Origin of the sequence: Pantoea sp. UBA6567 (genome assembly GCF_002434165.1) — a bacterium.
In the GTDB taxonomy this organism is placed as follows: domain Bacteria; phylum Pseudomonadota; class Gammaproteobacteria; order Enterobacterales; family Enterobacteriaceae; genus Pantoea; species Pantoea eucrina.
Map to the genome: position 1 here is coordinate 462410 of NZ_DJJN01000006.1, position 12516 is coordinate 474925.

The following is a 12516-nucleotide window of genomic DNA, read 5'->3' on the forward strand; positions in this document are numbered from 1 at the left end:
CATCCCTGAAATAAGCTGTCAGGCGCCGCGATTGCCGCTCTGACTCCCTTTCTTGCCAGCGTCAGACGCCTTTTCACGGTCGTTGCCGAAACTTCCGCCGCTATGCTGTCCGCCTTTTTTACCCGCTTCAGATGCCCGCTGTTTGTCGTCTGCGAAATTACCTGAACCGCCTCGATGTTGAGTCATAATATATTTCCTCTTCATGAGTTGATAATGACATGATCTGAATGACCAATCATGTGCGAGCTGCGTATTTAATAGTAATCGCGTTTCTTTAATCTGCAAGCGGGACGGTTTGATTATGTGCTTATAAGAATTATCTGCAGAGTCTGATTTTGTAGTCTTTATTATATTTAAGCGCAGCGACAATTACCGCATCGCTTAAATATAATTATGCGCTTCGGTTAACAATTAATTTATTGAAGCATCAGATGAATATTGTCGGCGGGCTGATTCGCAGCATGTTGTTTTCTCGATTAAGGTTAGTTATTACCCTGTAACGAGGAGAAGAGGTGATGACCGACTCTGTGACCACGGCTGAACTGGAACTGCTTGATCGCTACTGGCGAGCCGCGAACTATCTGTCTGTGGGCCAAATCTACCTGATGGCGAATCCGCTGCTGCGTGAAACGTTGCTGCCTGAGCACATTAAACCAAGATTGCTGGGACACTGGGGGACCACGCCCGGACTCAACTTTATCTATGCCCACCTCAACCGCGTTATTCGCCAGCGCAACGCTGACCTGCTTTACGTCTGCGGCCCCGGGCATGGCGGCCCCGGTATGGTGGCCAATAGCTGGCTGGAGGGAACCTACAGTGAAATCTACCCGCAGGTCAGTGAAGATGAGCAGGGTATGCAGCGTCTGTTCAAACAGTTCTCTTTTCCCGGCGGCATTCCGAGCCATGCGGCGCCTGAAACGCCAGGCTCAATCAATGAAGGGGGAGAGCTGGGCTATTCGCTCTCGCACGCTTTTGGCGCCGCATTCGATCATCCGGATTTAATTGTGCCTTGCGTTATTGGTGACGGTGAAGCAGAGACCGGTCCGCTGGCCGCCAGCTGGCACGGGATCCATTTTCTTAATCCGCAGCGTGACGGGGCCGTATTGCCTGTTCTTCACCTCAATGGCTACAAGATCGCTAATCCGACGCTGCTGGGGCGCACCAGCGACGAAGATTTGCAGCAGCTCTTCAGCGGGTATGGCTATGAGCCGCTCTTTGTCTGTGGCGATGATCCACAGCGCATGCATCAGGAGATGGCCATTACGCTGGATCGCGCTTTTGATACTATCGCATCCATCCAGCAGCGGGCGCGCAGTGGCACCCATAGTGAAGAGATACCGCGCTGGCCGATGATCGTGCTGCGCACGCCAAAAGGCTGGACAGGACCCAAAGAGGTTGATGGCAAAAGGGTCGAAGGATTCTGGCGCGCGCATCAGGTGCCGGTCGCCGGATGCCGCGAGGATGAGGCGCACAGGCAGATCCTCGAAGCGTGGCTGCGCAGTTATCAGCCTGAAACGCTGTTTGACGCCAGTGGACGTTTAAACGCTGAACTACGGGCGCTGGCTCCGGCGGGTGATAAACGGATGAGTGCGACCCCTTACGCCAACGGCGGGCGGCTGCGGCGGCCGCTTGCCACGCCTGATATCCGGCAGTTTGCGCTCGGGCTCAGCGCACCGGGCGCAGAGCAGGGCGAAGCGACGCATCAGTTTGGCCTCTATCTGCGCGAAATTTTTCGCCTCAATAGCGATAATTTCCGTCTTTTTGGTCCGGATGAGACCGCTTCAAACCGGTTGTCGCCGGTATTTGACGCCACCAGCCGCAGCTGGATGGCGCCGCTGGAGCCGTGGGATGAACAGCTGGGACGCGACGGACGCGTGATGGAGATTCTGAGCGAGCATCAATGTCAGGGCTGGCTGGAGGGCTATCTGCTTACCGGGCGTCACGGCCTGTTCAACTGCTATGAAGCGTTTATTCATATTGTCGACTCCATGTTTAACCAGCACGCTAAATGGCTGAAAGTGTCGCGCAAACTGCCGTGGCGGCAGCCAGTCTCTTCCCTGAATTATCTGCTTTCGTCTCACGTCTGGCGTCAGGATCATAACGGCTACAGCCATCAGGACCCTGGTTTTCTCGATCACGTTGTGAACAAAAAGGCAGACATAGTGCGCGTCTGGCTGCCGCCTGATGCCAACTGCCTGCTCTGGACGGGCGATCACTGTCTGCGTACCTGGGATCGCATCAATGTCATCGTGGCGGGTAAGCAGCCCTCACCACAGTGGCTCGATATCGATAGCGCGATTGCGCACTGTGAAGCGGGCATGGGCATCTGGCAGTGGGCCAGCTGCACAGATGAACCTGACGTGGTGATGGCGTGTGCAGGCGATGTACCGACTATGGAAACGCTGGCGGCGGTCGATCTGCTGCGGGAGTTACTGCCGTCGCTGCGCGTGCGCGTAGTAAACGTTGTTGATCTGATGGCGCTGCAGAGTGATGAGCAGCATCCGCATGGCAAAAGCGAGGCGGAGTTTGAGCACCTGTTTACCGCTGACAAGCCGGTAATCTTTGCCTTCCACGGCTATCCGGGGCTGATCCATCGTCTGACTTATCAGCGTAATAATCATCGTAATTTTCACGTGCATGGATTTAACGAAGAGGGCACTACCACCACGCCTTTTGATATGACCGTGCTGAACCGGCTCGATCGCTATCATCTGGCGCAGGCTGCGCTGCTGCATGTGCCCGGCGTGGCTGAAGATCATCCGGATCTGCTGGACGATCTGCAGGCGCGTCTTGCGGCGCATCACGCCTGGGTGCGGGAGTATGGTGAAGATGTGCCTGAGGTACGCAACTGGCGCTGGCGGGCCGCTGCGTCCTCAGCGTCATCTCTCAGGGGTGTTTAGGCGGCATACGGCGGCGCTGATAGCGTTTTTTCCCCAGAGCCAGCGCGGAGGCGCTGGCCGGGTCGAACAGGGAGAGGCTCTCAATCTGATCAACCATCAGCACCTTACGAAAATCGAGGGCGCTTTTCGGCGAGGAGAGGAAACTGATCTCATGCTCGTGATACCAGCGGCTATAGTTGTGCTCAATCGCAAGATTCAGCGTGCGCGCATCGCGATAGCCGCTCAGCATCGGGATCATCACGATATTTGCCGTGCCGGGAAATTCAAACGTGGCGGCGTGGATCATGCCAATGTAAATCCGGCGGGACTTCAGCGTAACCCATGCCAGTTCACCCTCTTCCATGCAGTGCAGCAGCAGCTGTTCAATACCGTTAGAACGCGAGAGGCGCTGATATAACTCTTTACGGCTGCCGGGTGTCAGGCGGGCGCTGCCGGCCCAGTTGGAGCGGTAAACACAAAATATCACCGCAAAGGTCAGCATAATGACCACCGGTGCCTGGATGCCCAGAAAGCTCCAGGTCATAAAATCGACGTGCCAGTTAGCATGATGTTCAGCACTCAGGCCGAACGTGTTATTCGCAAACGAGGCGCCCAGCAGCAGGAGCCAGACAATAGCCGTTGCCAGCACCCCTTGTACAACAAAAATGCAGCCGTAAAGGGCAATCAGAAAATAGACGTCCCAGCCGAATGAGCGCTTTATTTTTAGCCGGCTGGACATATCGCGGCTGGTATACCAGTAACCGCATACCATCAGAACCATGAAAATCGCCGTGCCCATTTAAATTTCCTTCAGAGTTGAAACGTGTTCAGCAAAATCTTTATGGACTTCAGGACTGAGCGGGTTGACCGAGGCGTTGCCATCTTCATCGATTATAATTCTGTCACCATCCTCCATCGACTCAGTGACATCCTGTTGTGTCATGACCTGCAGTAAGGATTCAGGGCTGCTGAACAGCGAGCATAAAAAACGTTTCATGACGGGCGTAAATCCTTTCAGTATTAAAAGTTAAGTCTGGAGCAAAACCGGGAAAGTAAAACGACTTTAAGAGTTGTCTGCGGCAGGAGAAACAGCAAGCGTAACGGCAGATTAAAGCGAGGAGAGTGAGAAGAGAGCGAAGAGGTGAACTGCAGCACATCCCTGTGCTGCTGGCTAATCAGGAACCTTTACGGCTGCTCTGGCCACCTTTTTTGCCTGCTTCAGATGCTTTTTTAGGGTCATCTTTAAAGCTGCCGCCGCTTCCGCTGCCGCTTTTCTGTCCACCTTTTTTGCCCGCGTCAGATGCTTTCTGCTTATCGTCTGCGAAGTTACCTGAACCGCCTCTGTGCTGAGTCATGATATAGCCTCTTGAAGAGTGTTTAATAACATGATGAATCATTGCAGTTATGTGCGTGGTACGTTTTAAAGAATAATGGTGAATGCAGTCTCTGCAAGCGAAGCGGAAAATATAATTAAGTAATTGTTTTAAAGCACTTTTAAAGATTTTTTTATGGCGCACAAAATATAAAAGCTGCAGCCAGAATTAAAAAGCGTCATCAAATTAGCAGCATAGCGAATTAAACAGGCCAGTGATGTCGGAGCGGTTTAAGGCGGTTATCCGGAATAATTGGCAAAATTAATCAGATATGTGAGCCAGAGAGGCTTTTCGCCCTGAGTCAGATACGCAGGGCAGGCGGATCAAATCAGCATCCCCAGAATCTGCAGCACGCTCTGCTGTGAGGCGGTGACAAAAGGAATATCTTTAATATGCTGCATGCCAAACGCCTCATAGAATTTTCTGGCTCTGACATTAGCGTCCATCACTTCCAGCCACAGGTAGCCTTCCTGCCGGCTGCGCGCGCTGGCAATGATGCTCTCAAACATCCGTCTTCCGACGTGTTTGCCTGTTTCCTGCGGATCGAGATAGAGCTTGCAAAGCTGAGCACCCCGCATCCCGGAATCGGGCACCGGCACACTCCACTTTACTTTGGCAAAACCGATAGGCTGCGCTGACTCAGCAATCAGCCAGCTTTCACTGGCATCGGTCAGGCTGCTGGCAAGCGCATCCATGCCGTACTCTTTGCTGATAAACGCATCCATTTCATCTGCAGAGACCCACAGGTGTTTAAAGTGCGCGCTGTAGGTCATACGCCCCAGCTGCTGCAGTAAGCCGGCGTCTTCCGGCCGGGCGTGGCGAATAGTCAATGCCATTATGCGGATTCTCCATGAAGTCTGCGCCACGTGCGACGCAGAGTGGTACACACTCCTGACGGGCGATAATACGCGAATGGCGTGCGGGATGTGATAGCGATCTGCTGAAACCGCGCAATAAGGGTTTAAGCGGTATCACTTTTTGCACGACGGCAGGCTGAAAATAATGACTGGCAGGAGTAGCTGGTCAGCGCTGCGGTAGCGCAAAACAGGGAGTGACGTAAATATTGAAACCGCTTTTATTCGCCTGCGTTTTTATCGCGGGTGAATAAGCTTCTGCAGGCAAATAAACTCATTAAATTGCGTCTCTCTTAACGCAGGCCGGAGGCGGCCTCAGAGGCCGTAACGTAAACTTTCCGCGCGTTTCGCCGTTTCATATACGTATTGCAGCATCGGCTCCAGATCGGCATCGGGTCCGGCGCTGATGATCTTGCTACGCAGCCACTCAATTTCGCTGGTAATATCCGGATGGAAAATCGTATTGTTCTGCGCATTACGCAGCCACTTCAGCAGGAAATTATTTTTCCCCCGCAGATGAGCGCTTTTTTTGGATTGAGCATGGATTTTAAGCGCAACCAGAATGCAGTAGTAAAAATGGACGCGCTGACTGTAGTTTTGCACCATTATATCGCTCTTTATCATCGATATCGTTGACCCGCGTCAGTGTGCATAAATGCATCATTCAGGTCAATTCCGCTGCAACTGAAGCGGTAAAAAAACGGGATGCGCAGCTCTTTTTAAGAATTTCTTTATGCGGGATAAAGCGGTTCTCATTCCGGGATTCATTCTTGTGTTAATTTTTACAGGACGCCGCTGCTGGCTACAGGAATAATCTGAATTAGTGCAGAGGAAAAAGTCATACATATTTACCGCTGCCGTACACATTTATTATTTTTTTATTGTCGTTTCTTTGATTATTAAAATGCAGGGCAGAGCGGTAAACCGGATGCTATTTTCTCCGGCCAGCAACTTTTATGGCAAAAAGCGTAATAAGGTCTACACTTATTGCTGCCGATGTTCATTGTGCGTCAGGTTATGCAGTTATACATGGCGTTAACCCGGAAAGGTTGCGCATTTATTAGTGGTTTACCCTAAGCGTTTTATCTGCAGCACGCCTCTGAACATCCTGATTTTTACCCTTAAAAGGAGGAGACGTGACATCTGTGGTAAGCGAGATCAATACCCTGCCGTCGTTAAGCGGCGGCCTTTACGCCTTCTTTTTTGACGTTGACGGCACGCTGGCAGCCATTGAAGCACAGCCCGATCAGGTCACCATTCCCGCCCGCGTTCGTCAGCATCTGCAGCAGATCTCTAATCTCAGCCACGGTGCGCTGGCGCTGGTCTCCGGACGGCCAATATCCCAGCTGGATAAGCTGGCAGCGCCGCTTGAAGCGCCGGCGGCGGGCGTGCACGGCGCAGAGCGCCGCGATGCAACCGGTCAGATTCATCGTCATGCACTGCCGGATACGGTTGCCTCAGCGCTGCATGATGAGCTGGAACAGGCATTCAGCCAGTGGCCAGGGGCAGTGCTGGAGGCTAAAGGCATGGCGTTTGCGCTGCATTTCCGCAACGCCCCTGAGCATGAGCAGGCAATTATGCAGCTGGCGGAACAGATTGTTAGCCGCTTCTCTGAGCTCACGCTGCAGCCGGGCAAATGCGTGGTCGAAATCAAACCTCAGGGAATCGATAAAGGTGCGGCCATTAACACTTTTATGCAGGAAGCGCCTTTTGCAGGACGTATTCCGGTGTTTGTGGGTGACGATCTCACCGATGAAAAAGGCTTTCTTGCGGTCAATGCGCTACAGGGCATCTCTGTCAAAGTTGGCGAAGGCCCCAGTGAAGCGCGCTACCGGCTGCCGGACACCAACGCTGTCTGGCAGTGGCTGGAGCAACTATTATTACAATTAGAGCATGACAATATTGGTAAGGAGTTCAGGTTATGAGTCGTTTAGTCGTGGTATCTAACCGTATTGCTATCCCCGACGGAAGCAAAAGCAGCGCAGGCGGCCTGGCCGTAGGTATTCTTGATGCGCTTAAAAATACCGGTGGTTTGTGGTTTGGCTGGAACGGAGAGATCAGCGAATATTCGGGTGAAGAGGAAGAGCCGCTGGCAAAACTGGAGCACGATGGGATCACCTATGCTTCTTTCCCGCTCAACCAGAACGATTATGATCAATACTACTGCCAGTTCTCTAACACAGTGATCTGGCCCGCTTTCCACTACCGGCTCGATCTGGTGCAATATCAGCGTGAAGCCTGGGAAGGGTACTGCCGGGTCAATACGGCGCTGGCTCATCGTCTCAAACCGCTGATTCAGTCTGATGATGTGCTGTGGATCCATGATTATCATCTGCTGCCGTTTGCAGCCGAGCTGCGTAAGCTGGGCGTGACGAACAGAATCGGTTTCTTTTTACATATTCCTTTCCCGACGCCGGAAATCTTCAATGCGCTGCCGCCGCATCAGGAGCTGCTGGAGATGCTGAGCGATTATGATCTGCTGGGCTTCCAGACCGAATCTGATCGGGTTGCGTTTCTTGACAGCCTGAGCCAGCAGACGCAGCTGCAAAACAAAGGCGAGAAAAAGCATCGGGCTTACGGCAATACGTTTATGACCGAAGTCTATCCAATTGGTATTGAACCTGACGCGATCAAAGAGATGGCGGAAGGGCCGCTGCCACCTAAGATGGCTGCAATGAAGCGTGAACTGGGCGATGCCAAAAACATCATCGCCTGTGAGCGCCTCGATTATTCCAAAGGTCTGCCCGAGCGTTTTCTGGCTTATGAAGCGCTGCTGGAAAACTTCCCGCAGCATCGCGGGAAAATACGTTACTCGCAGATTGCGCCGACCTCGCGGGGCGATGTGCAGGCCTATCAGGACATCCGCCACCAGCTGGAGACCGAAGCGGGCCGCATCAACGGCAAATATGGCACGCTGGGGTGGACGCCTCTTTACTATCTCAACCAGCATTTTGATCGCCGTCTGCTGATGAAAATTTTCCGTCTCACCGATGTTGGCCTGGTGACACCTCTGCGTGACGGGATGAACCTGGTTGCGAAAGAGTATGTGGCGGCACAGGATCCGGATGACCCGGGCGTGCTGGTTCTGTCACGCTTTGCCGGTGCAGCGAACGAGCTGACCTCGGCGCTTATTGTGAATCCTTACGATCGTGACGAAGTGGCTGCGGCGCTGGATAAGGCGCTCACCATGTCACGTACGGAACGCATTACCCGCTATAACGATATGATGGCGGTGCTGCGTAAACAGGATATTTCACACTGGCGCGAAACGTTCCTGCACGATCTCAATGCGCTGCCCGCGCGCGGCGACGATCACGGGACGGCAAATAAAGTTGCCACGTTTCAGAAGCTGGCATAACCGGTAGCTGAAAGCGATTATGGGGGAGTGCATTAATGCACTCCCTTTTTTATTGCCGTGCGCCCGCCAAAAAGCGTTATTAAAAAGAGAAACCCGGCTAAGCATATTTGTCATCCCGTTCACTGTTACCGATCGGCTTATCCGCATGCGCGCCGGTAAAAAGCGATGAAACCGAAGCGGCAATACAGAAGAAATCGATTTCATATGTCGTGCCGCTAACCGGTTGATGAGCGAGCAATATGCGGGATCTGGCGCAAAAACAGCCATGATTTTGTAAGTTTTGTTATCAGAGCTAAAGTTTTCTCTGGTCATGCCGATGATAGTTATACATCAGTGCGTTTTCTGTACCACCCATTCATTTTGCTAATGTAACAGCCAGTTACATCCATACCCGTTTTCTCACCTTTGCTGACGTTGTCTTGACACTTCATTTGTCAGGCGCCATCACGTTTTACATGCTGTTTACGATGCGGGAGTGATGCCACCTGGCAATATTCCCTGTAAGTGATTAATTTAAAACTTATAAAATAAGGGTGTTTCTGGTGTTTTGTGCTGCAACAGAGGTCCGGGGTAGTGGGTTGTGATGAGATAACCGCAACATGGCAACAAAAGGATCGGCATAACGTGACCTGTGTCGACTAAATGGAAATATGAGAATTTTTTGGCAAAAGATTAGCGAAAAATTTGAAAATTGAGCAAAAAACAGACAAAACGCAAGCATCCCTGAAGCTTCGGTTAAAAAATTTGCCTTAAAAGTGTGACGCAGATCACACTTTATCTAAAATTCCGGTCCGGTCACGTTGTATGTCGGATGGAGACCATATAGATTTGCGTTGTTTTCAGATTAGTCTTAAAAAACGATAAAAAGACATCAGGGAAGAAGGTTAAGACTCAGGAAAAAATGGCCTGGAATTTTGACTGCTACTACTGAATGTCCCGGTAGGAAATGAAACAATTAAATATATGTTGGCTTATGCCTGATTTTATTTTTTGCCATCTTTAGATTTACCAACCAGCAACCCGAACCATAGAGATTAAATTCTGTGGCCGTATATATGCCGCGTCTATCAGGATGGAAAAAATGGGAACATCAGAATTACTAAAACATATATATGACATCAATCTGTCATATTTACTGCTCGCGCAGCGCTTAATTAACCAGGAAAAACCTTCAGCTATGTTTCGTCTGGGTATTGATGAAGCAATGGCAGATGCACTCGCTCAGTTAACCTTACCTGAAATGGTAAAGCTGGCTGAAACGAATCAGCTGGTATGTCAGTTCCGCTTTACCGATCACAATTTAATTAATCGTCTCACGCAGGAATCACGTGTCGACGATCTGCAGCAAATTCACACCGGGATCCTGTTATCCAGCCGTCTGCTGCGCAGCGTTTCAAAAACTGAAACCAGCACCAAAAAGAGGGCAGTATAATGAGCGATAAAAGTATCGTTCAGGAAGCGCGTGATATTCAGCTGGCTATGGAGCTGATCACGCTGGGTGCCCGTCTGCAGATGCTGGAGAGTGAAACGCAATTAAGTCGTGGTCGCTTAATTAAATTATATAAAGAGCTGCGCGGTGCGCCGCCGCCAAAAGGTATGCTGCCATTCTCTACCGACTGGTTCATGACGTGGGAACAGAATATTCACGCCTCGATGTTCTGTAACGCCTGGCAGTTTTTACTCAAAACCGGCTTAAGCAGCGGCGTGGAGGCTGTTATCCAGGCCTACCGTCTCTACCTTGAGCAGTGTCCGCAATCGGACGAGGGCCCGCTGTTGGCGCTGACGCGCGCCTGGACCCTGGTGCGATTCGTTGAAAGTGGGATGCTGGAACTCTCTGACTGCAAAAGCTGTCACGGCAGCTTTATTAATCATGCACATCAGCCCGCGGGCAGCTTTGTCTGCAGCCTGTGCCAGCCGCCTTCACGTGCCGTAAAAAGACGTAAACTTTCTGCAGATACTGCCGATACCTTTCCACAACTGCTGGATGAACAGGTTAAACGCGCCGTTTAAGTATGTTCGCATTGTGGAAGCCATCCAGCAGCGGGTTACCCCCGCTGCTTTTTTTTGCCTCCGATTTGTGAATATCGCCTGCGGCCCTCTGGCTTAACTTCCACCAACACGTTACGGACGTAAGGATGTTTTTGTGCTGATTATTCTGGGTTATATCGTGGTCCTTGGTTCCGTGCTGGGCGGTTATCTGATGGTCGGCGGCCATTTAGGGGCGCTTTATCAGCCATCTGAACTGCTGATCATTGGGGGGGCAGGTATCGGCGCATTTCTGGTCGGTAATAACGGTAAGTCTATTAAGAAGACGCTTAAGGCGCTGCCGCTGCTGATGCGCGGCTCTAAATATAATAAAGCGGTCTATATGGATTTGATGGCGCTGCTTTATCGGCTGATGGCGAAATCCCGTCAGCAGGGCATGCTGTCGCTGGAACGCGATATTGAAGATCCCTCGCAGAGCGAAATTTTTGCTAATTATCCGCGTATTTTAACCGATAAACAGTTAGTGGATTTTATTACCGACTATTTGCGTCTGATGGTCAGCGGAAACATGAATGCCTTTGAAATTGAAGCGCTGATGGATGAAGAGATCGAGACCTATGAGCATGAGTGCGAAGTACCAGCGCAAAGTTTATCTGCCATCGGCGATGGCTTGCCGGCATTCGGCATTGTTGCAGCGGTAATGGGGGTCGTGCATGCGCTGGCGTCAGCCGATCGTCCGGCGGCAGAGCTGGGCGCGCTAATTGCGCACGCCATGGTGGGCACCTTCCTCGGCATCCTGCTGGCCTACGGCTTTATTTCACCGCTCGCGTCGGTATTGCGTCAGAAGTGCGCCGAGACCACCAAGATGATGCAGTGCGTGAAGGTTACGCTGCTGTCCAGCCTGAACGGGTACGCCCCGCAGATCGCCGTCGAGTTTGGACGTAAAACGCTTTATTCCACAGAGCGTCCTTCGTTTACTGAACTGGAAGAGCACGTGCGCAACGCTAAAAACCCGGCTAAACAGACTTCGGACCAGAGTTCATGAAGCACGACAATCGCCCGATTGTGCTGGTTAAACGGCGCAAACATAAAAAGCATGAAGGCAGCCACGGCTCATGGAAAATTGCCTATGCCGACTTTATGACGGCGATGATGGCGTTCTTTATGGTGATGTGGCTGATCTCAATTGCCAATCCGCAGGAGCTGGTTCAGATCGCCGAGTATTTCAAAACCCCGCTTAAAGTTGCGGTTACGGGCGGACCACGCAGCAGCGACAGCGAGAGCCCGATCCCGGGGGGCGGAGACGATCCGACCCAGCAGAAAGGCGAAGTCAGAAAGCAGGTGGATATGGATGCACAAAAGCGCCAGCTGGATGAGATCCGTCTTAACCGGCTGCGCGAAAAGCTCGATCAGCTGATTGAAGCCGATCCTCGCCTGAAAGCGCTGCGGCCGCATCTGATTATTAACATGGTGGAGGAGGGGCTGCGTATTCAGATTATCGACAGCCAGAACCGCCCGATGTTTAAAACCGGCAGCGCCGAGGTTGAACCCTATATGCGCGATATTCTGCGCGCGGTTGCGCCGCTGCTGAACGATATTCCGAACAAAATCAGCCTCTCTGGTCACACCGATGACTTTCAGTATGCCAGCGGTGAACGCGGCTACAGTAACTGGGAGCTCTCCGCCGATCGGGCAAATGCGTCCCGCCGGGAGCTGGTTATCGGGGGGCTGGACAGCAACAAAATGCTGCGCGTCGTGGGGATGGCCGCCACGATGAAGCTTAAAAACCGTGGCGCTGATGATGCGGTCAACCGCCGTATCAGCCTGCTGGTATTAAATCATGATACTGAAGCCGCCATAGAAAAAGAGAATGCCGAAAGCGATGCCGTTCAGGTCAGCGATCCGGCACATATGATTCCCACTATCACTGCACCAGCCGGACCGGCTGCGTCGGCAGCGACCGCACCGACCGCTTCGGCGGCTCCGGCAGCGCCCGCCGTCACCGCAGCGCCCGCTGCGGGTGCGGTAACACCAGACCAACCCTCACAGCCGAGGTGATCCCGTGA

13 protein-coding genes are annotated in these 12516 nt (G+C 52.1%); 7 read left to right on the top strand and 6 right to left on the bottom strand.

The window, feature by feature from the left end:
* Positions 1-18: 18 nt before the first annotated feature.
* Positions 19-186, bottom strand: coding sequence for a general stress protein (locus tag B4M48_RS08200; protein ID WP_094111797.1), 168 nt, complete (start codon positions 184-186; stop codon positions 19-21).
* A gap of 329 nt (positions 187-515) precedes the next feature.
* Between B4M48_RS08200 and B4M48_RS08205 the strand changes: the two genes are divergently transcribed.
* Positions 516-2900, top strand: coding sequence for a phosphoketolase family protein (locus tag B4M48_RS08205; RefSeq protein WP_203025460.1), 2385 nt, complete (start codon positions 516-518; stop codon positions 2898-2900).
* Here B4M48_RS08205 and B4M48_RS08210 read toward each other — a convergent pair.
* The 5 genes from B4M48_RS08210 to B4M48_RS08230 form a co-directional block, all read right to left on the bottom strand.
* Entirely contained in the window at positions 2887-3678 is a 792-nt protein-coding gene (locus tag B4M48_RS08210; RefSeq protein ID WP_039383973.1) for a hypothetical protein, read from the bottom strand. The genes B4M48_RS08205 and B4M48_RS08210 overlap by 14 nt on opposite strands.
* The gene (locus B4M48_RS08215) at positions 3679-3876 is read right to left on the bottom strand and encodes a hypothetical protein (RefSeq protein WP_039383975.1); all 198 of its coding nucleotides are present in this window, start codon (positions 3874-3876) and stop codon (positions 3679-3681) included.
* A 178-nt stretch (positions 3877-4054) separates the two neighbouring features.
* Positions 4055-4234: a KGG domain-containing protein gene (locus B4M48_RS08220; protein WP_039383978.1), complete on the bottom strand. Its 180-nt coding sequence runs from the start codon at positions 4232-4234 to the stop codon at positions 4055-4057.
* Positions 4235-4575: 341 nt separating this feature from the next.
* A complete protein-coding gene (locus B4M48_RS08225; RefSeq protein ID WP_039383980.1) occupies positions 4576-5088 on the bottom strand; it encodes a GNAT family N-acetyltransferase in 513 nt (170 codons plus the stop codon).
* Between the two features lie 333 nt (positions 5089-5421).
* Positions 5422-5712: a DUF2913 family protein gene (locus tag B4M48_RS08230; protein ID WP_039383983.1), complete on the bottom strand. Its 291-nt coding sequence runs from the start codon at positions 5710-5712 to the stop codon at positions 5422-5424.
* Positions 5713-6242: 530 nt separating this feature from the next.
* Here B4M48_RS08230 and otsB point away from each other — a divergent pair.
* The 6 genes from otsB to motB all read left to right on the top strand — a co-directional run bounded on the left by otsB (position 6243) and on the right by motB (position 12508).
* Positions 6243-7031: a trehalose-phosphatase gene (gene otsB / locus B4M48_RS08235; protein ID WP_039383986.1), complete on the top strand. Its 789-nt coding sequence runs from the start codon at positions 6243-6245 to the stop codon at positions 7029-7031.
* Complete coding sequence (gene otsA, locus B4M48_RS08240; protein WP_039383988.1) at positions 7028-8464, top strand: alpha,alpha-trehalose-phosphate synthase; 1437 nt, start codon at positions 7028-7030, stop codon at positions 8462-8464. Before otsB ends, otsA begins: the two co-directional genes overlap by 4 nt.
* 1081 nt (positions 8465-9545) lie before the next feature.
* Complete coding sequence (gene flhD / locus B4M48_RS08245) at positions 9546-9896, top strand: flagellar transcriptional regulator FlhD (RefSeq protein WP_065649518.1); 351 nt, start codon at positions 9546-9548, stop codon at positions 9894-9896.
* Positions 9896-10474, top strand: coding sequence for a flagellar transcriptional regulator FlhC (flhC, locus tag B4M48_RS08250; RefSeq protein WP_071668763.1), 579 nt, complete (start codon positions 9896-9898; stop codon positions 10472-10474). Before flhD ends, flhC begins: the two co-directional genes overlap by 1 nt.
* Before the next feature lie 133 nt (positions 10475-10607).
* Positions 10608-11495, top strand: coding sequence for a flagellar motor stator protein MotA (gene motA, locus B4M48_RS08255; RefSeq protein WP_039383995.1), 888 nt, complete (start codon positions 10608-10610; stop codon positions 11493-11495).
* Positions 11492-12508, top strand: a complete 1017-nt coding sequence (gene motB, locus B4M48_RS08260) for a flagellar motor protein MotB (RefSeq protein WP_039383998.1) — start codon at positions 11492-11494, stop codon at positions 12506-12508. Before motA ends, motB begins: the two co-directional genes overlap by 4 nt.
* Positions 12509-12516 lie beyond the last annotated feature (8 nt).

Excerpts from the sequence above, each read along its gene's own strand:
- otsA (WP_039383988.1), top strand. The coding sequence starts at position 7,028 with ATGAGTCGTTTAGTCGTGGTATCTAACCGTATTGCTATCCCCGACGGA.
- B4M48_RS08205 (WP_203025460.1), top strand. The coding sequence starts at position 516 with ATGACCGACTCTGTGACCACGGCTGAACTGGAACTGCTTGATCGCTAC.
- B4M48_RS08200 (WP_094111797.1), bottom strand. The coding sequence starts at position 186 with ATGACTCAACATCGAGGCGGTTCAGGTAATTTCGCAGACGACAAACAG.
- B4M48_RS08210 (WP_039383973.1), bottom strand. The coding sequence starts at position 3,678 with ATGGGCACGGCGATTTTCATGGTTCTGATGGTATGCGGTTACTGGTAT.
- B4M48_RS08225 (WP_039383980.1), bottom strand. The coding sequence starts at position 5,088 with ATGGCATTGACTATTCGCCACGCCCGGCCGGAAGACGCCGGCTTACTG.
- flhC (WP_071668763.1), top strand. The coding sequence starts at position 9,896 with ATGAGCGATAAAAGTATCGTTCAGGAAGCGCGTGATATTCAGCTGGCT.
- motB (WP_039383998.1), top strand. The coding sequence starts at position 11,492 with ATGAAGCACGACAATCGCCCGATTGTGCTGGTTAAACGGCGCAAACAT.
- flhD (WP_065649518.1), top strand. The coding sequence starts at position 9,546 with ATGGGAACATCAGAATTACTAAAACATATATATGACATCAATCTGTCA.
- B4M48_RS08215 (WP_039383975.1), bottom strand. The coding sequence starts at position 3,876 with ATGAAACGTTTTTTATGCTCGCTGTTCAGCAGCCCTGAATCCTTACTG.
- B4M48_RS08220 (WP_039383978.1), bottom strand. The coding sequence starts at position 4,234 with ATGACTCAGCACAGAGGCGGTTCAGGTAACTTCGCAGACGATAAGCAG.
- B4M48_RS08230 (WP_039383983.1), bottom strand. The coding sequence starts at position 5,712 with ATGGTGCAAAACTACAGTCAGCGCGTCCATTTTTACTACTGCATTCTG.